Origin of the sequence: Pseudomonas sp. 29, from assembly GCF_002754355.1 — a bacterium.
Taxonomy (GTDB): Bacteria; Pseudomonadota; Gammaproteobacteria; order Pseudomonadales; family Pseudomonadaceae; genus Aquipseudomonas; species Aquipseudomonas neuropathica.
On record NZ_PEEY01000001.1, the window covers coordinates 396378 to 419271 of the forward strand.

The following is a 22894-nucleotide window of genomic DNA, read 5'->3' on the forward strand; positions in this document are numbered from 1 at the left end:
GCCATGAAAAAACTGTTTACTGTCACCGCCCTGCTCGCCGGTCTCGCGTTCAACCTCGCGGCGCAGGCCGAAGAATTGAGCGTGATGACCTCCGGCGGCTTCACCGCCGCCTACAAGATTCTCGGGCCGAAATTCGCTGCCGCCAGCGGCAACACCCTGACCACCAGCCTCGGCCCGTCGATGGGCAAAGCCCCCGAAGCGATCCCCAATCGCCTCGCGCGCGGTGAACACGCCGACGTGGTGATCATGGTCGGCTATGCCCTCGATGACCTGATCAAGCAAGGCAAAGTCGACCCGGCCTCGCGCGTTGAGCTGGCCGATTCGCGGATCGGCCTGGTGGTGCGCGAAGGCGCGCCGAAACCGGACATCAGCAGTGTCGACGGCCTGAAGAAAACCCTGCTCGACGCGCAGTCAGTGGCCTACTCCGACAGCGCCAGCGGCGTCTACATCGAGCAGCAGTTGTTCAAGAAACTGGGGATCGAAGATCAGCTGAAGCCGAAGGCAAAAATGATCCCGAAAATCCCGGTCGGCTCGGTGGTTGCCACTGGCGACTATCAACTGGGCTTCCAGCAGGTCAGCGAATTGCTGCCGGTGCCGGGCGTGAGTTTCGTGGCGAAGATTCCGGAATCGGTACAGTCGGTGACGCGTTTTGCCGCCGGGATTCCGGTCGGCGCACAGCATCCTGAAGAAGCCAAAGCCCTGCTCGCCTACCTCGCCGCGCCGGCCGCACAAGCTGACGTGCAAGCCACCGGACTGGATTCGGTCAAGCGCTGACAATTGGCGGCTGGACTTTCATTTCCACCACCAGCCGCTCCAGTTCCAGTGCCGCCGGGGTCAGCGTACGACCCCGGCGCTTGATGATGCCGACACTGCGCATCACTTGCGGGTCGGTCAACGGCACCCGCGTCAGGATCGGATGATCCGGCCCCGGCATCGCCATCAGCGGCACCGCCGCCACCCCCAACCCCGCCTCCACCAGACCGATCATCGTTGTCACATGACGGGTTTCGCAGATGCTCGAACGCTGCGGCACTACGCTGCTCAACGCCTGATCGAGCAGAAAGCGGTTGCCGGAGGTCTTGTCGAGCGAGATGTAATCCTGCTGATAGAACTCGTCCCAGGTCACGCTGCTGCGCCCGGCCAGCGGGTGATCGCGGCGACAAGCGACGACGTAGCACTCCTGCACAAGCGGTTCGAACTCGATTTTGGCATCCTGCGTGCCGAGGAAACTCAAGCCGAAATCCGCCTCGCCGTTGACCACCGCACTCAAGACATCGTGCGCACTGGAGTCGAGCACTTTGACTTTGATCCGTGGGAATTGCTGGTGATAGCGCGCAACCACGCGGGGCATGAAGTAGTACGCCGCCGAAGGCACGCAGGCGACGGTGACATGGCCCAAACGGGTCGATGCGACTTCGCTGATGCCCAACAACGCGACGTCGAGATCATCGAGCAAACGCTCGACGCTGGGCATGAAGCCGCGTCCAGCCTGGGTCAGGCTGACCTTGCGTGTGGTGCGTTCGAAGAGTTTGACGCCGAGGGCGTCTTCGAGCTTTTCGATGCGCCGGCTTAGCGCCGGTTGCGACAGGCGCACGGTGTCGGCGGCCTTGCGAAAACTGCCCTGCTCGACCACGGCGCGAAAGGCTTGCAGGTCGTTGAGGTCGAAGTTGATGGCCATGGCGGGACTCGGGGGATTGATTCGTAGAGGTTATGAATGTAACCAATTGATGCCAGATATTACAGAAACGATGAAAATCTCCTGTAGGAGTGAGCCTGCTCGCGATAGCGGTGAATCAGTCGACTTATGTGTGGCTGACACACCGATATCGCGAGCAGGCTCACTCCTACAGGGGATCTTCTGTGGATATGGAATCGCTGTAACCCTTATCCTTGTCACCCCCGCCGTACCGTTGTCAGGAGTAACCCCCCATGCCCCATGAAGGCAATCTGTTGCAAGCCGCTGTCGTCTTTCTGTTCGCGGCCGTGCTCACCGTGCCTTTGGCCAAACGTCTGCAACTGGGCGCCGTGCTCGGTTATCTGTTTGCCGGGGTGATCATCGGCCCGTCGGTTTTGGGTCTGATCGGCAACCCGCAAAGCGTCGCGCATATTTCCGAACTGGGCGTGGTGTTGCTGCTGTTCATCATTGGGCTTGAGCTGTCGCCGCGACGTTTGTGGGTGATGCGCAAATCGGTGTTCGGCGTTGGTCTGGCGCAGGTGTTGCTGACGGCTTCGGTGATCGGCGTGCTGGCGCTGTCGGTGTTTGGCCAACCGCTGAACAGTGCGATTGTGCTCGGCCTTGGTCTGGCGCTGTCCTCGACGGCATTCGGTCTGCAAAGTCTGGCCGAGCGCAAGGAGCTGACCAGCCCCCATGGGCGACTGGCGTTCGCGATTCTGTTGTTCCAGGACATCGCCGCGATCCCGTTGATCGCACTGGTGCCGATGCTGGCGGGTGGTGCTCACGACACCAGCAACGCCGAGAGTCTGAACCATGCGTTGCAGGTGCTCGGCGGTATCGCGGTGGTCGTGGTCGGTGGGCGTTATCTGTTGCGTCCGGTGTTCCGCGTGGTGGCGAAAACCGGTCTGCCGGAAGTGTCGACGGCCACGGCGTTGCTGGTGGTGATCGGCACGGCGTGGTTGATGGATCTGGTCGGTGTGTCGATGGCGCTGGGGGCGTTTCTTGCCGGTTTACTGTTGGCGGATTCGGAATATCGCCATGAACTGGAAGCGCAGATCGAGCCGTTCAAAGGTCTGCTGCTGGGGCTGTTTTTCATCAGTGTCGGCATGGGCGCCAACCTCAGCTTGCTGCTGAGTGCGCCGATCACCGTGTTGGGGCTGACGCTGCTGTTGATCGGGCTGAAATTACCGCTGCTGTTCATCGTCGGACGCCTGGCCGGGGGCTTGAACAAGGTCAGTGCGATTCGCCTCGGTATCGTCTTGGCGGCCGGTGGTGAATTCGCTTTTGTGGTGTTCAAGATCGGTCGCGACCAGGGCCTGTTCGAACCGCGTTTGTATGACTTGCTGGTGTTGACCATCACCCTGTCGATGGCGGTGACGCCGTTGTTGCTGCTGATCTGCGCGCGGCTGGTCAGCCCAAAAGTGCAGCCGGTGGAAGTGCCGGAAAAATACCGTGAGATCGACACCGACACGCCGCGTGTAGTGATCGCTGGCATGGGCCGGATGGGCCAGATCGTCGCGCGGATTCTGCGTGCGCAGAACATCAAATTCGTCGCGCTGGACACCTCGGTGGAAACCATTGAACTGTCGCGCAGTTTTGGCGGTGTGCCGGTGTTCTACGGCGACCCGATGCGCCCGGAAATCCTCAATGCAGCCAAGGTCGGCGAGGCGGAATATTTCGTGATTGCCACGGATGATCCGGAGACCAATATCAAGACCGCCGAAGTGGTGCGCAAGCTGTATCCGCACATGAAGATCATCGCTCGGGCACGTAACCGTCAGCACGTGCACCGTTTGGTCGATGTTGGCGCGGAAGCGATTCGTGAGACTTATTATTCGAGCCTGGAAATGAGCCGGCGTACATTGGTGGGACTTGGTTTGACCCAGGCCCAGGCCGATGCGCGGATCAAGCGCTTCAAGCATCACGACGAACAGGTGCTGGAGGCGCAACACGCGGTCTACGACGACGCGGCCAAAGTGCTGCAAACCGCCCAGGAAGCCCGGGCGGAGCTGGCGCGGTTGTTTGAATCGGACCAGCTGGAAGAAGAATCCCGCAACACCTGAGCCCTGCACAGAACCTGTAGGAGTGAGCCTGCTCGCGATGCCGGTGTCAGTCGACTTATTCATTACTGACAGACTGCTATCGCGAGCAGGCGAAGGCCTACAGGGGATCGGTGTCAGGCCAGTTCTAATTCCAGTGCTGGTTTGACCGGCGCCACCTCAAACCGGTCCGCCAGAAACGGCGTGATATCCAGCGGCAACGGCTCATCGTTGACCAGTTTGTCCAGCAGCACACCGGTAATCGCCGAGGTCAGAATGCCGGTACGGAAGTGGCCGCAGGCATTCAAATACCCTTCCACCCCACGCATGGGCCCGAGAATCGGCAACTCATCCGGCGAACCCGGACGCAAACCCGCCCAGGTGCGTTTCAGATTGACGTCCTTGAGTTCCGGCAGGCAGCGCACTGCGCCCTGCACCAGCCCGGCGATTTCCGGGTAGGTGGTGGTGACGTCGAAGCCTTTGTCTTCGGTGGTGCTGCCGATCAGGATCTCGCCATTGTCCTTCTGCGCCACGTAGCAGTCGCTGGTGGTCAGGCAGCCGTTAAGGATTTTCGGCATGCGCTCGGTGAGCAGAATCTGGCCCTTCACCGGTTTCACCGGGATGCGAATACCCGTCGCCCATTCACTCAGATCTGCCGCCCAGGCACCGCCAGAGTTGATCAGCGTCTTGCAGTGGAACACGCCCTCCTCGGCCGTCTGCACACCGGTGACGCGACTGCCGTGATGCAACACACCGGTGACGTTGGTGTTGACGAAGATGTCGACGCCGTTCTGCCGCGCGCCTTCCATATAGGCGTCGGCGAGGCGGAACGGGCTGACCTGATGGTCGCAGAGAAACTCCAGCGCCCCGCGTGCTTCGTGGCTGACGCTCGGTTCAGACTCGCGTAGCGCCGCTTGGTCGAGCCAGCGCACCTGATCGGCCAGGTGCGGAATGCAGCCGACGATGTGCTCGGCGTAGAGCCGGTCTTCATCGTCGTAAATGACGAATTTCAGCCCGGTCTTTTCGAACTTGAAATCCATGCCGTGGTTGTCTTTCAGCTCACGGTGCAGCGCCGGGTACAGCGCGTTGGACTGCAGGGCGAAATCGAAGAATGACTCCGGCAGAATGTGCGGCGTGCTTGCGTCCACTGCCACCGCCGCGCCCTGGGTTTCGCGCTTGCGGTTGGCCGACATCATGCGGAAGAAAATCACCCCGCAGCCGAGGCCGACCGACTCACCGATCGCCCACAAACCGCCGGCCGAAGCACGGGTAGCGTTGCCAGGGCGCTTGGCATCGATCAGCGCTACTTTGAGGTTTTTGCGCTTGGACAATTGATAGGCGCAGGACGCCCCGATCACGCCGCCGCCGGCAATGATCACGTCGTAGAACTTACTCATGGGCAGCGGCCTCCGTGCCAACGGACTGGAACGCGGAAAAAGGAATCGGATCAATCGGAAAACGCGGACGCAACCAACCGACGTCCTTGCGCCCGGTAGCCTGACGCAAACGATCGCTGCAGTAGCCGACGCACATGCGCCCCTGGCAATCGCCCATGCTCACGCGGGTGCGCATTTTCAGGCTGGCGATGTCTTGCACGCCTTGCTCCAGCGCCAGGTCGATGTCGGCGCGGGTGGCGTGTTCACAGCGACAGATCACCGTGTCAGCGGCGGGCAATGCGGTCTGGCCGACGCCGCGTTCGGTGTAACGATCGACGGCAGCGCGAAAGCGCACGATGGCTTTGAGTTTGCTCAAGTAACGGTCGCGACGCACACGCGCCAATTCCTCTTCGAGCACACCGCGTTGCAGCAGAATCGAGGTTGCGGCGATCTTGCCGGCGAGCATCGCTGCTTCACCGCCGCGAATCCCGCCCATGTCGCCGGCCAGATGCACGTGCGGTTCGTTGCTTTGCTGCCAGACGTTGGCGTTGGCGCGCAGGTAACCGTCGTCACTGAAGCCGTGATCCAGGCCCATCTGCTGGCTCAGTTGGGTGCGCGGAATAAAGCCATAACCGACCGCGAGGGTCTTGGCTTCGAAACGCTCGACGCGGCTCATGTCCGGTTCCCACGTGGCCGAGTACGGCGCGACGCTGACGCTTTTCAGCTCGCCCTCGCCATGCGCCTCGACCACGCCCCAGCCGTAGTTCATCGGGATGCCGTGCAGTTTCAGGTAGGCGAGCATGCTCAAACCATCGAGAAACAATTGCGGCTTGTTCAGCAGCGCCAGACTTTCGCGGGCAATCTTGCCGAACGCGCAAGCCTCATACACGCCCGCGACGCTGACGCCCGACGCATGCAACTGCGTCGCCACCAGCGGCAGCAACGGCCCGGTGCCGGCGATGATCACCGGCCCTTGCGGCTTGACCACGCCACTTTTGATTTGCAGTTGCAGACCGCCGAGCATGATCACCCCCGGCAACGTCCAGCCCGGAAACGGCACGCTGCGTTCGTGGCAACCGGCAGCCAGGAGCAATTGCGGATACTCGATCTCGTGCAATTGCTCATCGCCATCCAGCACTACCAATGCACGAGTACCTTCGGCGCCGACCACACGATGGTTGAGGCGTACATCGATCAGCCCGGCCTGTTCCTGAAAATCACCGTGCAGTTTGCCCAGCGCTTCGGAGTAGCGCGGGCCGAGATAATCCAGCTGCACGCCGTCACGCAGCGGCCCGCGATAGACCACACCGCCAAGGCGTGAAGCTTCTTCGAGCAAGGTGCAGCGCACCCCGTGGCGCGCCAGTTCGATGGCCGCCGCCATCCCCGCCGGGCCGCCGCCGACGATGACCGGTTGCTGGCTCATACGATCACCTCTTGCGTGGTGATGCGGTTGACCTGGGTTTCAATCTGCATGCCGTCACGCACCACGGTCTGACAGGCACGGCGTTTGTGCCGGCCATTGATTTTCACCAGACAGCACTGGCACACGCCCATGCCGCAATAGGCGCCGGTGATCTGGTCGTGATCGTTGCGCGCGATCTGGCGTAGGCCGAGTGATTGAATAACGCTGAGGACGGTTTCGCCGATGGCGGCGGTGACCGCTTGACCGTTGATGTGGACGGTCATGTCCGCCTGCGCCAACGGCTGGATATCGAAGGTTCTTTCTTGGCAGTGCATTGCTATGTTCATCCGTGAGAGTTCGGTTGAGGTGGTGTCAGCTCCTTGCTGCACTACACCGGGTCGACGCGTTTATTGTGGCTGTGAGGGGCGTCGACGCGGGTACTTCGTCAGCGCAACAAGGTGCGCGTGAAGCACTGTAGTTCATGCCTCAGCAAAGGCCTGGATCATTTACGTTAGGCGATATCGCCCGGCGAAATATTGATCCAGGCCAGTGAAAGCGGCTGGATTGTCGAACGATCAGTTGGAGAAGACGTACTGCCCCTTGATCTTCCTTGTACCGACCAAAGCGAGGTCCGGAAACAGCAGCGATTTGACCCAGGCGGCGTAGAACACCATGGCCAGAATGAACGTCACGCCGAGCAGAGTCGACACGGGTTCTTCACTGAAGCCGTAGAATTCACGAGGAATCTGGCTGATCGTGAAGGTGACATAGATTGTGTAAACCACCGCGATGCCCTTGTAAAAGCCCCACGCAAACAAGAGCGGAATCACGCCAATAATCAAGACCATGGTCAATGCCATAGCGGTGCCACCGTCATTGATTTGAAGCAGCCCGGCTATCGCCCCGAGAAGTCCCCAGATACCCATCAGTGCGACCAGAATGTTGACTTTAACGGCGTGTCGTTTTCTCAGGGCGGGATCCGGATGCGCCCCGATCCAGCCCGCCAGCACTCGATCCTTGACCTTGCCACCCGAAAGCACCTTGAAGGTTGCGGCCCTGGAATGCCCGCTATCGAGCATTTCGACGACTTTTCGTTTGATTGCTTGCTTGTTCAACCTATTCATCCTTAAACGTGCGCGCAACGGCCGCCCCGTTGCCGACGCGGATTCTCCCCTTGTTCCCCGTCAGAAAGCAAAAAGCCGCTTCCACCCGAAGGTGGAAGCGGCCGAGGCATACGCCTCAATCAAGCAATCAGTGCACGAACAGGGCGATCAGGATGATGATCGGGATTGGCACGCCGAGGAAAAACAGCAGTAATGAGCGCATGGTGATGCTCCTTGTTTAACGGACTGGAGTGGTCGTGGTGTAGGTGTCGACTTCTACGTACTCGACGGCATCACGACGACGACCGCCGTAAGTAGCCGCGAGGCTGGCGAAGAACGCACCGGCCAACAGCGAAATGAACATCCACAGCGAGGTCCAGGCAGCGACTTTCGCAGCGGTGTCGGCGGCTTGTTGAGCTTTGACTTTGGCGTCGGCGAGGGCTTTCTGAGTGCGCGCATAAATCTCGTCAACGCGACGTTCGGCATCGGCCTGAGTCAGGTTGGTACGTTGCGCGACCAGTTGTGCGAGGTAAGTACGGTCTTCAGCACTCAGCTGACCGTTGGCCAGGCTTTGCGCAAAGATGCGGGCCACAGCGCCATGAGCGGCGTCATCGCTGACAGAGGCCGGACGGTCATCGCGGAACAGGCTGTCGATGTAGTAGCCGTACTGGTTGCTGTCGGTGTTGGCCGCCGCAGAACCGGCTGCTTGAGTCATGGCGCTGGCAGCACCGCCAGCCACACTGGCACCGGCCTGCACACCACCACTGATCACGCTGCTGACCGAACCGACCACCAGCACTGCAGTGACCAATGTAGCCACGCACCAGGCCAGGAAGCCGTGCGCGGTGTCGCGGAAATACACTTCGTCACCGTGCATGTTCGCCCACTTCACCCGCAGGCGACCGGCGATGTAGCCACCCATGCCGGAAGCGATGATTTGCGTCGCCGCCAGCCAGACTATCGTGGAAATGCCCAGGCCCTTGGCGCTGACGCCCTCTCCGGCCCACGGTGAAACGGCAGAGAAACCCAAACCGAAACCGAGCAACACCAAAATCATCGACAGTGCAGCGGCAGCCGCGGCACCGGCGAAGATCGCGCCCCAGGACACGCCCGAAACGCTGCTCGACTCTTCAACGGCAGGATAAAACCCATCAGAGGATCTATTCATTGTTGTTCTGCTCCAGGCATGAAAAATGGTGTTACAACTCGTCAGCAGAGGAATTGCAGTGACCGTGCCAGTCGAACAAATTAAATAAATCCTTCAATTTCAGACAGTTAGAAAGAGTGAACTTCCTCAGACCTTGCAATTTGCAACAACTGCCGGATAACAGCGGGTTTTATGCATTGGCCTCAAGTATCAATAGCGCTCCAAATCTGCGTTTGTGACAGGTCAACATGAAAGTTAATTTAAAGCGTCAGCAGATTTTCTTGGCAAAATGCTGCCATTCCGTTTGAACCGATCAGCAGGCCTGCCTATGACTCGTATCTTGACCATCGAAGACGACGCCGTGACCGCTCGGGAAATCGTCGCCGAACTGAGCAGCCACGGGCTGGAAGTCGACTGGGTCGACAATGGCCGCGAAGGGCTCGACCGCGCCGTGAGCGGCAACTACGACCTGATCACCCTCGACCGCATGCTGCCCGAACTCGATGGCCTGGCCATCGTCACCACGCTGCGTACCATGGGCGTGGCCACGCCGATCCTGATGATCAGCGCCCTCTCCGATGTCGACGAACGCGTACGCGGCTTGCGCGCCGGCGGCGATGATTACCTGACCAAACCGTTCGCCACCGATGAAATGGCCGCGCGGGTGGAAGTGTTGCTGCGTCGGCAGAACAGCGGCGCCACTCAGGCAACGACGTTGCAGGTGGCCGACCTCGAACTTGATTTGATCAGCCATGAAGCGCGCCGCGCCGAACAAGTGCTGACGCTGCTGCCGACCGAATACAAGCTGCTCGAATTCCTCATGCGCAACAGTGGCCAGATCCTTTCGCGGATGATGATTTTCGAAGAGGTCTGGGGCTATCACTTCGACCCCGGCACCAACCTGATCGACGTGCACATCGGCCGTCTGCGCAAGAAGATCGACGCCGCCGGCCATGTGCCGCTGATCCGCACGGTACGGGGCTCGGGTTATGTCATTGCCGAACCCGTCTGACGGCTGGCGCTCCTCCAGCAGCCGCTTGCTGGCGCTGTACAGTTCGCTGTTCGTGGCCTGGAGCGCGATCCTCATGGGGGTCATGTATTACGAGGTCTCCGGCTACCTCGACAACCTCGCCAAACACTCGTTGATGCAACGTCAGCACCTGTTTTCGCACTTTCGCGGCGAACAACTCGAAGACGCCCTCGCCGCCAGCATGACCTTCGACATTCGCGGCATCGACGCTTATGGCCTGTTCGATGCGCAAGGCGTATACCTTGGCGGCGCACTCCAGCAGATCCCCGAAGGCCTGCCGCTGGACGGCAAGATCCACATGCTCGCCGACTGCGCCGACTCCGATGACCCGACCCTGCCCAATGACAGCTGCGACGCGGTGGCCACGCAAACCCGCGATGGGCGCTGGCTGGTATTGCTGCGCGATAACGGCTCGCTGTTCGCCGTCACGCGGATCATTTTGCATGCGTTGTTCTGGGGCGTGTCGCTGACGATTCTGCCGGGCATTGCCGGTTGGCATTTACTGCGGCGTCGGCCGTTGCGGCGCATCCGGGCGATTCAGGCCAGCGCTCAGGCGATTGTTGCCGGCGACCTGACCCGGCGCCTGCCCTTGTCCAATCGCCGCGATGAACTGGACATGCTCGCGGCCATCGTCAACGCGATGCTGGAGCGCATCGAGCGCTTGATGAATGAAGTCAAAGGCGTCTGCGACAACATCGCCCATGATCTGCGCACGCCACTGACGCGCCTGCGCGCGCAGCTGTATCGCATGCAGCAGCAGGCTGGTGAAGGTTCGCAGGAAGCGGCGCAACTGGATCTGGTGCTCGCCGAAGCGGACACGCTGATGGCGCGGTTTCGCGGGTTGTTGCGGATTTCCGAGCTTGAGGATCGCCAGCGCCGTTCAGGTTTTGTCGAGCTCGATCCAGTGCAATTGCTGGAAGAACTGCACGAGTTTTACCTGCCGCTGGCCGAGGAAGGCGAGCTGCGTTTCGAGCTGAACATGCCGGAGACGCTGCCGCCACTCAATGGTGATCGGGCGTTGCTGTTCGAGGCCTTGGCCAATCTGCTGAGTAACTCGATCAAGTTCACACCACCGGGCGGCACAGTGATGCTGCGTGGGGTGAACGCGGGTGGGCAGACGCGGATTGAGGTGCACGATTCCGGACCGGGAATTCCCGAGGCTGAGCGCGAGGCGGTGTTCCAGCGCTTCTATCGCGCCGAGGGTGGGCAGCCGCAGGGTGGCTTTGGCCTCGGATTGTCGATTGTGGCGGCGATTGTCAGCTTGCATGGCTTCAGTCTTGAAGTCGGCAGCAGTGATCTGGGCGGGGCGAAACTGGCGCTCGATTGCCGGCAGAGCCTGATCGAAAACTCCTGATTCCCACCTTGGAATGCAATCAATGTGGGAGCGAGCCTGCTCGCGAAAGCGGTGTGTCATTCAACAAAGATGTTGCCTGACAGTCCCTCTTCGCGAGCAGGCTCGCTCCCACAGGGTTTTGTGCTCAATGATCAGGTTGGGTAATTGGCTCGGAGTGCCTCGAGGCCACCCTGATAGATGCCGTTAAACAACGCCACCACTTCCTCATCACTCACGCCTTTGGCGTTGAAACGACCCGACCACGTCACCCGTGCACCCTGCCCCTGGGCTTCGACCTTGATCGTCGCCAGGTAATCAGTCGCCGGGAACGGTGCCTGTTCGATCGAATAGCTGTAGGTCTTCGCGGCGTTATCGAACGCTTGCAGGCGCTCGACCACCACAGCGCCGTCAGCGGTTTGCAGGGTGCGCACACGGCCACCGTCGCTCAGTCCACTCTTGGGAATAAAGGGCAGCCAATCGGGCAGCGTGTTGAAGCCGCCGATCAATTGCCAGACCTGATCGGCCGAGGCCGGAATGTCGATGGTTGCGGATGCTGTTGGCATAGATAAACGTCTCTCCAGAATTCAGATCGTCAGGCTGTCGACCACGCCGCCATCGACGCGCAACGCGGCGCCGGTGGTGGCCGAGGACAGCGGCGAAGCAATGTAGGTCACCAGGTGCGCGACTTCTTCGACATCCGCCACGCGCTGGATGATCGAGGTCGGGCGAGCCTTGAGCACAAAGGCATCGGCTTCATCGCGCAGGTTGCGCCCGGATTCGGCGGCAGCATCCTTGAGCATGTCTTGCAGGCCATCGGTGAAGGTCGGCCCCGGCAGGATCGCATTGACCGTCACCCCGGTGCCAGCCAGACGTTTGGCCAGACCGTGGGACACCGCCAGATTGGCGCTTTTGGTCACGCCGTAGTTGATCATGTCCGCTGGCGTGGCCACGCCGGATTCCGAGGACAGGAAGATCACCCGGCCCCAGCCCTGCTCGACCATCGCCGGCACGTAGTGCCGCGCCAGGCGCACGCCGGAAATCACGTTGACCTCATAGAAACGCGTCCACTCGCTGTCCGGCGCTTCGAAGAAATCCACGGCGTCGAAGATGCCGAGATTGTTCACCAGAATGTCCGCACGCGGTTCAGCGGCGAACAGCTTCTGCGCGCCCTCCGCGGTACCCAGATCGGCAGCCAGACCACGCAACTGCGCACCCGGGACTTTCTCGCGAATACTCGCCAATGCCTGTTCAACTTTACCCGTGTCGCGGCCGATCACCACCACCGTGGCGCCAGCTTCGGCCAGCGACTGGCTGATGCCCAAGCCGATACCAGCAGTGCTGCCGCTGACAATGGCCAGTTTTCCACTCAGATCAATCTTCATGCTTTCACCTCATCGATTGGCAATGGTGCACGTTCAGAAACCAGTTGGGCGTCGCGCATCGCCTGCCAGAAACCGGCAGGAATAACGGCTGACAATGCGGCGACGTCTTCAGCAATTCGGCCGGGTTTGCTGGCGCCGGGAATCACCGCCGCAACAGCGGGATTGGCCAGCGAGAACTGTAGCGCAGCGGCTTTGATATCAACGTTGTAAGCGGCGGCGATGCGTTTGATCTGCTCGACCTTGGCGATGACTTCAGGGCTGGCCTGCTGGTATTCGAAGTGCGAGCCACCCGCGAGGATTCCCGAGCTATAAGGGCCACCGACGACGATTTCAACGTTCTGCGCCAGCGCTGCATCCATCAGGCGTTGCAACGGGCGCTCGTGGTCGAGCAGCGTGTAGCGGCCAGCCAATAGAAAGCCATCCGGCTGAGCTTCGCTGAGGTCGAGGGTCAGTTCACATGGCTCGACTTTGTTCACGCCCAGGCCCCAGGCCTTGATCACGCCTTCTTCGCGCAAGCGGGTGAGGACTCTGAACGCGCCGGTGCGGGCCTGGTTGAAGTACTCCAGCCATTGATCGCCGTAGAAGTCTTGAGCGATGTCGTGCACCCAGACGATGTCGAGGCGATCGGTTTGCAGGCGTTTGAGGCTGTCCTCAATGGAGCGCAGGGTTGCATCGGCGCTGTAGTCATTGACGATCTTGTTCGGGCGACCGTGTTCGAATACACCACTTTTTTCGCCGAGATCGCGGGCGGCGGCGTCTTCGACCTCATCGAGAATCACCCGGCCGACCTTGCTGCTCAGCACGTAATCGTCGCGTTTGTATTGCTTGAGTGCCTCACCAAGGCGGATTTCCGACAGACCCGAACCGTAAAACGGCGCGGTGTCGAAGTAGCGCACGCCGGCATCCCACGCGGCATGCACGGTGGCTTGCGCTTCGTCTTCGGGGATGGCGCGAAACATGTTGCCCAGCGGCGCGGTGCCGAAGCCCAGTTGCCCGGGCAGTTTGTCTTTCAAACTCATCGGATTGTCCTCATACATTCTTGGTCGGTGTGACCGTTGAGCAGATCCTAGATTGCGACACCGAGACCGTCCAAGACATAATCTGCAGAACTTGAGTCCCTATAGGTCTGACATGATCGACATCCGCCAATTGCGCTACTTCGTTGTAGTCGCCGAGGAAGAACACGTCGGCCGCGCCGCCGAACGGCTGCATATTTCCCAGTCGCCACTGAGCCGGCAAATCGCCCAGCTCGAAGAACGCCTGGGCATGACGTTGTTCGAACGCAGTCAGCAACGCATTCGCCTGACCCGTGATGGCCAGACTTTCCTCGCCGAAACCCGCGCCCTGCTCACCCACGCCAATCGCCTGGAATCTCTCGGCAAACGCTTGGGTCGTGGCGAAGAAGGCGGTTTGTGCATCGGCTATATCGAAAATGCCATGCACGCCGGCGTCTTGCCCAATGCCTTGCGCGTGTTACGCGTGGACCGGCCGAATGTGCATGTCGCGTTGTACAACCTCAGTTCTGCCGAGCAATTGGAAGGCTTGCGACAGCGTAGTCTCGATATCGCGTTGGTGAGCGAGCCGCCGACCGATGACGATCCGGATCTGCTGGGTTTCCAGGTGCTCGATGACCCGATGCTGCTGGCGTTGCCGGAACAGCATCCGCTGGCGCAGCGAACTGCGTTGAACCCGGAGGATCTGGCCAATCAGGAATGGATCGGCGTGCAGCCGCGTCAGGACGCCAACGATGAGTTCGTCAGCGCCTGCATCCGCGCGGGATTCACCCCGGATGTGCGCATGCAGGCGACCGAACCGTTTACTGCGCTGGGTCTGGTGGCGTCGGGGCTGGGGATTGCGATGATCCAGAAAGGCCTGAGCCATAACGCACCGCCGGGTGTGGTGCTGCGGGAGCTGCCGTGGCTGACCTTGACCACGCCGTTGTGGGCGGCGTGGCACCGGATCAATCTGCGGCCATTGGTGGAAACCTTCAGGAAAGTCCTGACTGACGGTGAGATAGCCGCTGACTGAAAGGGCCTCTTCGCGAGCAAGCTCGCTCCCACAGGAATTCGTGTCGTTCACAGAATTGAAATCTACCCCATAACCTGTGGGCGAGCCTGCTCGCGAAGGGGCCGGCACATCCAGGATCAAAATTGACTGACCCAACGCTTTCGCGAGCAGGCTCGCTCCCACAGGTTTTGCGGTGGATCTACACTCATCAGATCAGCATCCAGCCGTGAGTTGACCATGAGAATGTCCGCACAAATGACCGTCGTCGCGGTACTCGCCACCCTCGCCTACCTCGGCCTGGCGGTGTGGGGCATTGGCGGCGTGGCGATGTTCTTTTCCCACGGTTCGCTGGTGATCGTCGCACTGGCGACGGTGGCCATGGTGATTGCTTCGCTGTTCAGTGAGGTCAACCTCAGCTCTGGCGAACGTGAAGACCGCGCCAATCGCTGGGTGATTCCGGCGTTTGGGGTGATCGGGCTGCTCAGTGGTTTTCTGCCGGCCTATTGCGACCGGGTGAATTTCTGGACGCTGGGCGGTGAAGGCGTGCGTTGGCTCGGTGCTCTGTTGTTTATCGTCGGCGGCACACTGCGGTTGTGGCCGGTGTTTGTGCTGGGACGACGTTTCAGCGGACTGGTGGCGATTCAACCGGGGCACCGATTGGTGACCGATGGCATTTACCAACGGCTGCGCAATCCGAGTTATCTGGGGTTGGTGATCAATGCCGTGGGCTGGGCATTGGCGTTTCGTTCGGTGGTCGGGTTGATGCTGGCGGCGCTGACGTTGATCCCGTTGATTGCCCGGATTCATTCGGAAGAAGCCCTGCTGCGGGCGCAGTTTGGCGCGGAGTACGACGCTTATTGCGCACGGAGCTGGCGGTTGGTGCCGGGGGTTTATTGATTTTCGAACTCACTCAGGATCCTGTGGGAGCGAGCTTGCTCGCGAAGACGGCGGCACAGTCACTATTGATGGTGGCTGACCCATCGCTTTCGCGAGCAAGCTCGCTCCCACAGGGATTTCGGGGTGTCAGTTTTTTTGCAGGTGGAGTTGACCGTCGCTATCGATCTTGACGCTGACCGCAGCATAACTGGCCAACGTCGCATGGGTAGTTTCCAGCGGATGCTGATGCGTGGTGGTGATGATCATCAACGCCGCGCCAGCCGCTTCGGCAGCCTGAATACCAACGGTGGCGTCTTCGAAGATAAGACAATCACGAGGCTCCAGACCCAGTCGCTTGGCCGCCAGTAAATAGCCGGCCGGATCAGGTTTACCCGCCTGCACATCTTCCGCGGTGATCATCACCGCTGGCGTTGGAATCCCCGCCGCCGCCATGCGCCGCAACGCCAGATCCCGTGGCGCCGACGTCACCATCGCCCAGCGATCTTTGGGCAGGCTATTGAGAAATTTCGCCGCGCCGGGTATCTCGACAATGCCTTCAACGTCTTCGATTTCCGCCTCGGTAATGAACGCCGCTTGCGCCTCGGCATCCACCCCCGGCAGGTTCAGCCGGGTGATGGTGTCGATCGCGCGCGCACCATGAATGGTTGGCAAAAACGTTTCCACATCGACGCCATGGCGCACGGCCCAGGCTGCCCAGATCCGCTCGGCGGCGGCGATGGAGTTGAGGACGGTGCCGTCCATGTCGAACAGAAACGCGCCGAACGCGCGATCGAAGACGTTATCGTGAGCAGACAAAAGATCGCATCCTTTGACAAGACTGGGCGGATTGGCCGGGCAATGTAGCATTTTTGCCCAGCGATTCGTCCCGGCATCTCAGTGCAGGCGCGGAGCCTTGGACTTGAACGCGCTATCCACGCAGTCGAGTAACTGACCGATGGCCCACGGCTTCTTGATGAACGCCACCGGGTGCTTGACCCCCGATGTCTCCGGGGTTTCATAGCCGGACATGACCATGACCGGCTTGTCCGGCCAGCGTTCGCCGACCAGATTGGCCAACCCGGCGCCATTGATTTCGCCGGGCATGGTGATGTCGGTCAGCAGCAAGGCCACTTCCGGCGCGTGCTCTTCCAGATACAGCTTGGCGTCATCCGCGCTGGTACGTGGCTCGACCTTGAAACCTTCCTCCTGAAGAATTTCGCAGAGAAACTCCAGAATCAACGGATCATCCTCAACCACCAGAATCAATCCGTCAGGAAGGTGCGCGCTTGCCGTAGGTGTTGGGCACATGGAACTGCACTCCCTGAATTGCATTAACGATTTAGCGGCTTGAATCCGCTGCTTAACTGGTATGAGCAGCGGGCTCTGCAGAAATTCATTTTTGATACAGGTCTTTTGCGAAAGGCCGTTTTTGCCCGTCGCCGGCAATCGTTCGTGACGGCGTATTTGTGGTTAAAATGCCGGCCCTTTTGCTTGCCGATCCTGACCGATGAACCCTGAAGCCCTCGCCACCCTCCACGCCCATCTGCTGCCGGCCCTCGCGGCTGCACCGAGCGAAACCCGTCGCCTGTTCCACGGGCGCGGTCGCTGCTGGGCCGGGCTGGAGCAGTTGACCGTGGACTGGCTGCAAGGCGTGGTGCTGGTGTCGCTGTTCAAGGAACCGGCGCCTGAGCAACTGGACAATCTCAAAGCGTTGCTGCTGGGTCTCACAGATTCCGCCGAATGGAAACAGTCTGGCGCGCACACGTTGCTGATCCAGCATCGCTACTTGCCACAGAGCACTGCCGAATGGTTGCTGGGCGATGAAATCGAAGAAATGAGCATCGTCGAGGGCGGCTTGCAGTACCGCGTCGACCTGGGGCGCAAACAGAACGCCGGGCTGTTTCTCGACATGCGTTACGGGCGCAACTGGGTGCGCGAGCAGGCCAACGGTAAACGCGTATTGAATCTGTTTGCCTACACCTGCGGTTTTTCCGTGGCGGCCATCGAGGGCGGCGCCAGTCATGTGGTCAATCTGGACATGTCCCGCGCAGCCCTGAGCCGTGGCCGCGACAATCATCGCTTGAACGGCCATGACCTGAGCAAAGTCAGTTTCCTCGGCCACGACCTGTTCAAGTCGTGGGGCAAGGTGATCAACAGCGGCCCGTATGATCTGGTGATCATCGACCCGCCGTCGTTCCAGAAAGGCAGTTTCCTGCTGACCAAGGATTACCAGCGCGTGCTGCGCCGCTTGCCGGAATTGCTCACGGCGCAAGGCACAGTGCTGGCGTGCATGAACGACCCGGCATTCGGTTCGGACTTTCTGATTGATGGCGTGACTCAGGAAGCACCGAGTCTGCGCTTTGTAGAGCGGCTGGAGAATCCGCCGGAGTTTCCGGACATCGACCCGCAGAGCGGCCTCAAAGCCCTGGTTTTCCAACGCACCACCTGACACCCCGAAGATCCCCTGAACAACACACATCCCCTGTGGGAGCGAGCTTGCTCGCGAAAGCGTTTTGTCAGTCGCCAGTGAGGTTGACTGATCTACCGCATTCGCGAGCAAGCTCGCTCCCACAGGTTTATGTGTACGACCGATGATCTTTAGTGAGAGCGCAGCACCAGCGCAAACAACTCGCCATGCCCGGTGACATTGAGCTTGTGATACAGATTGCGTCGATGCACTTTGACCGTCTCCGGCGAAATGCCCATCTGCTGGGCCATCGCCTTGCTGGAAAAGCCCTGCAAAATCAGCCGCGCCGTATCGACCTCACGCACCGTCAGCCGCGCGTCGAAGCGGTCGAGCAACGTCGCCAGATCCCCAACCACCGTTTCCGCCACCGCGCCCTGCGGCGGCAGCAACTGCACATGCCGACGCATTGCCGCCAACACCCAATCGCGCACGCACAACAACCGGCCCTGCTCGGCCATGTCGAACGGCGTCGAACGGCCCAATGACAAACCGAGCACGCCGCCCTCGACGTTGATCATGAACTGCAACTCGTCCTCGCCCACCACCGAACGAAAGTAACTCTGGTAGTACTCGCTGTGCAGAAACTGGTCCGGCGCCACCGAGGCGAGGCTGTGCAAACCATCAGCAATGCCGGTCGAGGCGCTCTGGTAAAACGGATCGAGCAGGTACATTCCGGCACTGTAACCGGCCAGTTCTTCCTGCTCGTCGGGGCGGCCCTTGCTGTCGAAGTCGATCAGCAATTGCGGCGCCTGCCCGGCTTTCATCAACGCCACCAGCGCGTTGTCCAGCGGCACCAGCAGCCGCAACGTGTCCACCAGCGCACGCCAGAAACCGTCCTGACCGACACCGGCAAATACCCGCGCCAGGCTCTGATGCACTGGCAGTTCCTGCAGCAACGCGTCCACGCACTACCCCTTTTGAGTAACCCATGATGGGAATGGGTCAGGCGTGACCGGCCCGATAGGCTGACCACTCCTGTTCATCACCGGCCTGCACAGGCCAGGAGTGCCGCATCATGCGTGGTCACCGTGGCTGTATCAACCTCAGCATTCAACTGGGCCTGCTGGCCGGTATTGGCGCCAGCTCGATCGCCATGGCCGCTGACGCGCCGAGCGTGCACGTCTACAACTGGTACGACTACATCGGCCCGAACACCCTCCACGACTTCCAGCGCGACAGCGGTATCCAGCCGGTCTACGACACCTTCGACAGTGCCGAAGTCCTCGAAGGCAAATTGATGACCAGTCGCAGCGGCTACGATGTGGTGGTGGCAAGCAACTTCAGCCTGCCGACGCTGATCAAGGCCGGCGCGCTGACCCCGCTGCCACGCGAGCAACTGCCGGGCTGGAAGAATCTTGATGCCGATTTGTTGGCAAAACTGGCCAACAACGATCCCGGCAATCAATACGCCGTGCCGTATCTGTGGGGCACCAACGGCATCGGTTACAACGTCGACAAGGTGCGCGCAGCGCTAGGCGACAAGGCACCGGTGGATTCGTGGGATCTGGTGTTCAACGAAGCCAACCTCGCCAAACTCGGCCAGTGCGGCGTGGCGATGCTCGATTCGCCGTCGGAGATGCTGCCGGTCGCCCTGCACTATCTCGGCTTGCCACCCAACAGCACCGATCCCGAAGACTATAAAAAAGCCGAAGCGCTACTGCTGAAACTGCGCCCGCACATCGCCTATTTCAACTCGTCGAAATTCATCAGCGACCTGTCCAACGGCAACATCTGCGTGGCAGTCGGTTGGTCGGGCGCGATGCTGGAAGCCAAGACCAATGCCGAGCAGGCCAACAACGGCGTGAAGATCGCCTACAGCCTGCCTAAGGAAGGCGCGCCGGTGTGGTTCGACACGTTGGTGCTGCTCAAGGACGCGCCGAATCGGCCCCAAGGGCTGGCGTTTATCGACTATCTGCTGCGCCCCGAAGTGATTGCGCCGGTCAGTGATCATCTGTCGTACCCCAATGGCAACCGAGCGGCGACAGCGCTGGTGGCCGCCGCCACGCGGGACAACCCGGCGGTTTATCCATCGGCCACGGCGATGGCCACGCTGTACACCCTTGAACCCCTGCCCAAAGCCACCGAACGCGTGCGCACGCGGGTGTGGAGCAAGGTCAAGAACGGCCAGTAACCCCTTTTGAACATTTCACCAAACCCTGTGGGAGCGAGCTTGCTCGCGAATGCGGTGGGTCAGTCGACATCAATGTTGGATGTCGGATTGCCTTCGCGAGCAAGCTCGCTCCCACAGGGCCGGTGAACAACCCTGCATTTTTTAGAGAGACAACAATCAATGAAACCTCGTGCCCGTGATCTCAACATCCGCATCGGCCAACTGCATCCCGGCCCGCTCAACGCCATCACTGATGTACCCGGCGTACGCGTCGGCCACAGCAATGTGCGCGGCCGCAGCAGCGCCGGACGGGACATCTGCACCGGCGTGACGCTGATCGAACCGCGCGCAGGTTCGACCAATCAGCAACCGTGTTTTGCCGGCGTGCATGTGCTTAACGGCAATGGTGACGCCACCGGACTTGAATGGATTCGCGAGGCGGGTCTGCTGACCAGCCCGATTGCCTTCACCAACACCCACAGCCTCGGTGTGGTGCGCGATGCCTTGGTTGCACTGGATCGCCAGCAGCAACCCGACGATGGCCGTCTCTACTGGAACATGCCGGTGGTGCTGGAGACCTTTGACGGATTGCTCAATGACATCAATGGTTTTCACGTGCAGCCCGCGCATGTGGCTGAAGCCCTGAAAAACGCGGTCGACGGCCCGGTGGTGGAAGGTGCCGTCGGCGGTGGCAGCGGCATGATCTGCCATGAATTCAAGGGTGGCATCGGTACGTCGTCGCGGCGTTTGAGCAGTGCCCAGGGCGGCTGGACCGTCGGCGCGATCGTCCAGGCCAACCACGGCATTCGCAGCGAACTGCGGGTCGATGGCTACCCGGTCGGGCGCTATATGGAACAGAAAGATTCGCCGTTCTTGCGCGCCTCATTGCCGCATCCGGGCATGGGTTCGATCGTCGTCTGCCTGGCGACCGATGCGCCGCTGTTGCCCCACCAGTGCACTCGCCTGGCACAGCGCGCGAGCCTCGGCCTGGCGCGCACCGGCGGCGGCAACGAGGATCACAGCGGCGACATCTTCATCGCCTTCGCCACCGGCAACGCTCATATGCCACCGGCGGCCTACGAAGGCAAAGGCGCGCCGACCTGTGACGGCTTGCGCATGGTCAATAACGACCATATCAGCGAGTTGTTCCTGGCCGCGACCGAGGCGGTTGAGGAAGCGATCATCAATGCCTTGCTGGCCAGTGACAGCACCGAAGGCAACGGTCACTCGGTGCCGGGACTGGATGCCGAAACCCTGCTCGCTGCCCTCGAAAAATCAGGCTGGCCTGGCGCCCGTTGACAGCGCTTTTCCCCTGTAGGAGTGAGCCTGCTCGCGATCGCGGTTTGTCAGTCGAAGTAGATTTGACTGACAAACCGCGCTCGCGAGCAGGCTCGCTCCCACAAAGGGTTACATCAATATTTGTGGAAGGCTCCCGCGCCGCAGTTCGGGCGACTGGCGGTACTTGAGCCGTCACTTGCACACTCCTACGATGGAATCACGCAGGGGCTCCGCTCTTCGGGCGCTGCGTAGGCACGGGTGCTCTGAACCCCAATCAAGCCCGTGCCTTGCTTCATGCGCATCTTGAGCCTCGAGGGCTCTACTTCCTCCCCATCAAAGAGCTTTGAGGCTCTTTTTTTGTCTGCGTAAATCAGCAGTCCGGCAGCGCATCGACGCGAATCGAGCGCCAGGCCGCCTGCGCCAGCAACTCGCGATAACCCGCCGGACTGCCCTTCACCCGCCCCGCCAGCCAGGCACGGCAGTAACTGTCGGCCTGACCAATGATCAACGACGGCAACAGCTCGGCGGGCAAGGCCTTGAGTTCGGCAGCGCGCCCCGATTCGGCCAGCCAGTCGCGCAGACGCAGATTGCGGGTTTTGTTGCGCTCGGCCAGTTCGTCTTTGAACGGCCCTTTGGTCACGGCAAACCGCGCGTGGTACTGGAAGCGCGCCCACTCCGGTTGACGTTCGACCCAATCGACGTAGCTGAACACCAGCGCCTGCACACCTTCCTCGGTGGTTTGCGCTGCATCCAGATAGGCATCGCGCAGGCGCGCCTGATCCTCCAGCGCGGTGAAGAACAACGCGGCGACCAAGCCCTCCTTGTTGCCGAAATGGTGATAGATCGCCCCGACGCTGGTATCGCACTCGGCGCGAATCATGTCGATGGTGGTGGCCTCGATCCCCTGCTCGTTGAACAGGCTTAGCGCCTTGCGAAAGATATCGCGCTTGAGTTCGGCGCGGCGGCCGGGGTAGCTGCGTTCCAGTAGATCTGCGGTGTCCATGCGGCTCACTGCCTGAAAATCGGGATTGAAAGGCACACGTCGTGCCCATGAAAAAACACGCACAGGTTGACAGATTTCCCGCAGACCGAATACCGTTCCGTTACAGAATATTATTCTGTAACGGAACATTATTCTGCAAAATCACTTTCCGCGAGGCGTTTCCATGAGTCAGTTTCTCAACATGTTCAACAGCGCAGGCCCGCAAGCGTTCAGCCAGATGGCCTGCCAGGTCGCGCCGTACTTCAGCAGCATCAACCCGCTGGTGACCGAGTTGCGTGCGAACTCGGCGACGGTACAAGTGCCGTTTCGCCGTGAGATCACCAACCACCTCGGCACCGTGCATGCGATTGCCATGTGCAACGCCGCAGAACTCGCCGCCGGGATGATGACCGATGTGTCGATCCCGGCCGGCGCACGCTGGATCCCCAAAGGCATGACCGTGGAATATCTGACCAAGGCAAAAACCGATGTGACGGCGGTGGCCAGTGGTGAAGGCGTGGATTGGCAGAGCGAAGGCGACAAGATCGTCACCGTGGACATTCACGATACCGAGGGCAAAAAAGTGTTCACGGCGCGGATCACCATGAACGTCAAACTCGGCTGAATGACGCGCACAAAAAAGCCCTTGCTGCGGCATTCACAGCAAGGGCTTTTTCAGCGATGTGA

Annotated in this window: 24 protein-coding genes; 11 read left to right on the plus strand and 13 right to left on the minus strand. The window is 60.6% G+C overall.

What is annotated here, in order from left to right; translation table 11 throughout:
- Positions 1-3 precede the first annotated feature (3 nt).
- The gene (locus tag CLU80_RS01785; RefSeq protein ID WP_099756596.1) at positions 4-774 is read left to right on the plus strand and encodes a substrate-binding domain-containing protein; all 771 of its coding nucleotides are present in this window, start codon (positions 4-6) and stop codon (positions 772-774) included.
- Here the strand turns inward: CLU80_RS01785 and CLU80_RS01790 are convergent.
- Positions 764-1678 carry a LysR family transcriptional regulator gene (locus CLU80_RS01790; RefSeq protein WP_099756597.1) on the minus strand — a complete coding sequence of 305 codons (915 nt, stop codon included), beginning with the start codon at positions 1676-1678 and terminating at the stop codon, positions 764-766. The genes CLU80_RS01785 and CLU80_RS01790 overlap by 11 nt on opposite strands.
- 251 nt (positions 1679-1929) lie before the next feature.
- Between CLU80_RS01790 and CLU80_RS01800 the strand changes: the two genes are divergently transcribed.
- Positions 1930-3738 (plus strand): monovalent cation:proton antiporter-2 (CPA2) family protein, encoded by a 1809-nt coding sequence (locus CLU80_RS01800; RefSeq protein WP_093441057.1) that lies wholly within the window; start codon positions 1930-1932, stop codon positions 3736-3738.
- 113 nt (positions 3739-3851) lie between these two features.
- On the opposite strand, the gene hcnC is transcribed toward CLU80_RS01800, so the two are convergent.
- The 4 genes from hcnC to CLU80_RS01820 all read right to left on the minus strand — a co-directional run bounded on the left by hcnC (position 3852) and on the right by CLU80_RS01820 (position 7607).
- On the minus strand, positions 3852-5111 hold the full coding sequence (hcnC, locus tag CLU80_RS01805; RefSeq protein ID WP_099756598.1) for a cyanide-forming glycine dehydrogenase subunit HcnC: 1260 nt from the start codon (positions 5109-5111) through the stop codon (positions 3852-3854).
- A complete protein-coding gene (hcnB, locus tag CLU80_RS01810) occupies positions 5104-6513 on the minus strand; it encodes a cyanide-forming glycine dehydrogenase subunit HcnB (RefSeq protein ID WP_093441066.1) in 1410 nt (469 codons plus the stop codon). Before hcnB ends, hcnC begins: the two co-directional genes overlap by 8 nt.
- Positions 6510-6827 (minus strand): cyanide-forming glycine dehydrogenase subunit HcnA, encoded by a 318-nt coding sequence (hcnA, locus tag CLU80_RS01815; RefSeq protein WP_099756599.1) that lies wholly within the window; start codon positions 6825-6827, stop codon positions 6510-6512. Before hcnA ends, hcnB begins: the two co-directional genes overlap by 4 nt.
- Positions 6828-7067: 240 nt before the next feature.
- Positions 7068-7607, minus strand: coding sequence for a hypothetical protein (locus CLU80_RS01820; RefSeq protein ID WP_099756600.1), 540 nt, complete (start codon positions 7605-7607; stop codon positions 7068-7070).
- Here CLU80_RS01820 and CLU80_RS30105 point away from each other — a divergent pair.
- The gene (locus CLU80_RS30105; protein ID WP_286079691.1) at positions 7600-7809 is read left to right on the plus strand and encodes a hypothetical protein; all 210 of its coding nucleotides are present in this window, start codon (positions 7600-7602) and stop codon (positions 7807-7809) included. The genes CLU80_RS01820 and CLU80_RS30105 overlap by 8 nt on opposite strands.
- A 24-nt stretch (positions 7810-7833) precedes the next feature.
- Here the strand turns inward: CLU80_RS30105 and CLU80_RS01825 are convergent, their stop codons facing one another.
- Entirely contained in the window at positions 7834-8763 is a 930-nt protein-coding gene (locus CLU80_RS01825) for a hypothetical protein (RefSeq protein WP_093441079.1), read from the minus strand.
- A gap of 307 nt (positions 8764-9070) precedes the next feature.
- Here CLU80_RS01825 and CLU80_RS01830 point away from each other — a divergent pair, with 307 nt between their 5' ends.
- Both CLU80_RS01830 and CLU80_RS01835 read left to right on the plus strand, forming a co-directional pair.
- Positions 9071-9754 (plus strand): response regulator transcription factor, encoded by a 684-nt coding sequence (locus CLU80_RS01830; protein ID WP_007914996.1) that lies wholly within the window; start codon positions 9071-9073, stop codon positions 9752-9754.
- Positions 9732-11126, plus strand: a complete 1395-nt coding sequence (locus tag CLU80_RS01835) for a sensor histidine kinase (protein ID WP_099756601.1) — start codon at positions 9732-9734, stop codon at positions 11124-11126. Before CLU80_RS01830 ends, CLU80_RS01835 begins: the two co-directional genes overlap by 23 nt.
- Positions 11127-11257: 131 nt before the next feature.
- Here CLU80_RS01835 and CLU80_RS01845 read toward each other — a convergent pair whose 3' ends face one another.
- From CLU80_RS01845 to CLU80_RS01855, 3 genes are read right to left on the minus strand one after another with little or no spacing between them, the layout of a single operon-like run.
- The gene (locus tag CLU80_RS01845; protein WP_099756602.1) at positions 11258-11668 is read right to left on the minus strand and encodes an SRPBCC family protein; all 411 of its coding nucleotides are present in this window, start codon (positions 11666-11668) and stop codon (positions 11258-11260) included.
- A gap of 21 nt (positions 11669-11689) precedes the next feature.
- Entirely contained in the window at positions 11690-12487 is a 798-nt protein-coding gene (locus tag CLU80_RS01850; RefSeq protein WP_099756603.1) for an SDR family NAD(P)-dependent oxidoreductase, read from the minus strand.
- Positions 12484-13506: an aldo/keto reductase gene (locus CLU80_RS01855; protein WP_099759331.1), complete on the minus strand. Its 1023-nt coding sequence runs from the start codon at positions 13504-13506 to the stop codon at positions 12484-12486. Before CLU80_RS01855 ends, CLU80_RS01850 begins: the two co-directional genes overlap by 4 nt.
- A 112-nt stretch (positions 13507-13618) precedes the next feature.
- Between CLU80_RS01855 and CLU80_RS01860 the strand changes: the two genes are divergently transcribed.
- Together CLU80_RS01860 and CLU80_RS01865 are read left to right on the plus strand one after the other, a co-directional pair.
- Positions 13619-14515, plus strand: coding sequence for a LysR substrate-binding domain-containing protein (locus CLU80_RS01860; protein WP_099756604.1), 897 nt, complete (start codon positions 13619-13621; stop codon positions 14513-14515).
- 216 nt (positions 14516-14731) lie between these two features.
- A complete protein-coding gene (locus CLU80_RS01865) occupies positions 14732-15391 on the plus strand; it encodes a methyltransferase family protein (RefSeq protein WP_099756605.1) in 660 nt (219 codons plus the stop codon).
- A 126-nt stretch (positions 15392-15517) separates the two neighbouring features.
- Here CLU80_RS01865 and CLU80_RS01870 read toward each other — a convergent pair whose 3' ends face one another.
- Positions 15518-16186, minus strand: coding sequence for an HAD-IA family hydrolase (locus tag CLU80_RS01870; protein WP_099756606.1), 669 nt, complete (start codon positions 16184-16186; stop codon positions 15518-15520).
- A gap of 78 nt (positions 16187-16264) precedes the next feature.
- On the minus strand, positions 16265-16678 hold the full coding sequence (locus CLU80_RS01875; protein ID WP_093441112.1) for a response regulator: 414 nt from the start codon (positions 16676-16678) through the stop codon (positions 16265-16267).
- Between the two features lie 199 nt (positions 16679-16877).
- Between CLU80_RS01875 and CLU80_RS01880 the strand changes: the two genes are divergently transcribed.
- Positions 16878-17819 carry a class I SAM-dependent methyltransferase gene (locus CLU80_RS01880; RefSeq protein WP_099756607.1) on the plus strand — a complete coding sequence of 314 codons (942 nt, stop codon included), beginning with the start codon at positions 16878-16880 and terminating at the stop codon, positions 17817-17819.
- 149 nt (positions 17820-17968) lie between these two features.
- Here CLU80_RS01880 and CLU80_RS01890 read toward each other — a convergent pair whose 3' ends face one another.
- Positions 17969-18742 (minus strand): helix-turn-helix transcriptional regulator, encoded by a 774-nt coding sequence (locus CLU80_RS01890; RefSeq protein ID WP_093441120.1) that lies wholly within the window; start codon positions 18740-18742, stop codon positions 17969-17971.
- 110 nt (positions 18743-18852) lie between these two features.
- Between CLU80_RS01890 and CLU80_RS01895 the strand changes: the two genes are divergently transcribed.
- Entirely contained in the window at positions 18853-19968 is a 1116-nt protein-coding gene (locus tag CLU80_RS01895) for an extracellular solute-binding protein (protein ID WP_099756608.1), read from the plus strand.
- A 159-nt stretch (positions 19969-20127) separates the two neighbouring features.
- Positions 20128-21246 (plus strand): DmpA family aminopeptidase, encoded by a 1119-nt coding sequence (locus tag CLU80_RS01900; RefSeq protein WP_099756609.1) that lies wholly within the window; start codon positions 20128-20130, stop codon positions 21244-21246.
- Positions 21247-21595: 349 nt separating this feature from the next.
- On the opposite strand, the gene CLU80_RS01905 is transcribed toward CLU80_RS01900, so the two are convergent.
- Positions 21596-22228: a TetR/AcrR family transcriptional regulator gene (locus CLU80_RS01905; RefSeq protein WP_099756610.1), complete on the minus strand. Its 633-nt coding sequence runs from the start codon at positions 22226-22228 to the stop codon at positions 21596-21598.
- 163 nt (positions 22229-22391) lie between these two features.
- Between CLU80_RS01905 and CLU80_RS01910 the strand changes: the two genes are divergently transcribed.
- Positions 22392-22832 (plus strand): hotdog fold domain-containing protein, encoded by a 441-nt coding sequence (locus CLU80_RS01910; protein ID WP_099756611.1) that lies wholly within the window; start codon positions 22392-22394, stop codon positions 22830-22832.
- The last annotated feature ends 62 nt before the right edge of the window (positions 22833-22894 follow it).

Bases quoted from the DNA above. Each gene is read 5' to 3' on its own strand.
- CLU80_RS01790 (WP_099756597.1), bottom strand. From the start codon at position 1,678: ATGGCCATCAACTTCGACCTCAACGACCTGCAAGCCTTTCGCGCCGTG.
- CLU80_RS01830 (WP_007914996.1), top strand. From the start codon at position 9,071: ATGACTCGTATCTTGACCATCGAAGACGACGCCGTGACCGCTCGGGAA.
- CLU80_RS01895 (WP_099756608.1), top strand. From the start codon at position 18,853: ATGCGTGGTCACCGTGGCTGTATCAACCTCAGCATTCAACTGGGCCTG.
- CLU80_RS01900 (WP_099756609.1), top strand. From the start codon at position 20,128: ATGAAACCTCGTGCCCGTGATCTCAACATCCGCATCGGCCAACTGCAT.
- CLU80_RS01850 (WP_099756603.1), bottom strand. From the start codon at position 12,487: ATGAAGATTGATCTGAGTGGAAAACTGGCCATTGTCAGCGGCAGCACT.
- CLU80_RS01880 (WP_099756607.1), top strand. From the start codon at position 16,878: ATGAACCCTGAAGCCCTCGCCACCCTCCACGCCCATCTGCTGCCGGCC.
- CLU80_RS01860 (WP_099756604.1), top strand. From the start codon at position 13,619: ATGATCGACATCCGCCAATTGCGCTACTTCGTTGTAGTCGCCGAGGAA.
- CLU80_RS01835 (WP_099756601.1), top strand. From the start codon at position 9,732: ATGTCATTGCCGAACCCGTCTGACGGCTGGCGCTCCTCCAGCAGCCGC.
- CLU80_RS01825 (WP_093441079.1), bottom strand. From the start codon at position 8,763: ATGAATAGATCCTCTGATGGGTTTTATCCTGCCGTTGAAGAGTCGAGC.
- CLU80_RS01845 (WP_099756602.1), bottom strand. From the start codon at position 11,668: ATGCCAACAGCATCCGCAACCATCGACATTCCGGCCTCGGCCGATCAG.
- hcnC (WP_099756598.1), bottom strand. From the start codon at position 5,111: ATGAGTAAGTTCTACGACGTGATCATTGCCGGCGGCGGCGTGATCGGG.
- CLU80_RS01865 (WP_099756605.1), top strand. From the start codon at position 14,732: ATGAGAATGTCCGCACAAATGACCGTCGTCGCGGTACTCGCCACCCTC.
- hcnA (WP_099756599.1), bottom strand. From the start codon at position 6,827: ATGCACTGCCAAGAAAGAACCTTCGATATCCAGCCGTTGGCGCAGGCG.
- CLU80_RS01800 (WP_093441057.1), top strand. From the start codon at position 1,930: ATGCCCCATGAAGGCAATCTGTTGCAAGCCGCTGTCGTCTTTCTGTTC.
- CLU80_RS01910 (WP_099756611.1), top strand. From the start codon at position 22,392: ATGAGTCAGTTTCTCAACATGTTCAACAGCGCAGGCCCGCAAGCGTTC.
- CLU80_RS01905 (WP_099756610.1), bottom strand. From the start codon at position 22,228: ATGGACACCGCAGATCTACTGGAACGCAGCTACCCCGGCCGCCGCGCC.
- hcnB (WP_093441066.1), bottom strand. From the start codon at position 6,513: ATGAGCCAGCAACCGGTCATCGTCGGCGGCGGCCCGGCGGGGATGGCG.
- CLU80_RS01855 (WP_099759331.1), bottom strand. From the start codon at position 13,506: ATGAGTTTGAAAGACAAACTGCCCGGGCAACTGGGCTTCGGCACCGCG.
- CLU80_RS01875 (WP_093441112.1), bottom strand. From the start codon at position 16,678: ATGTGCCCAACACCTACGGCAAGCGCGCACCTTCCTGACGGATTGATT.
- CLU80_RS01785 (WP_099756596.1), top strand. From the start codon at position 4: ATGAAAAAACTGTTTACTGTCACCGCCCTGCTCGCCGGTCTCGCGTTC.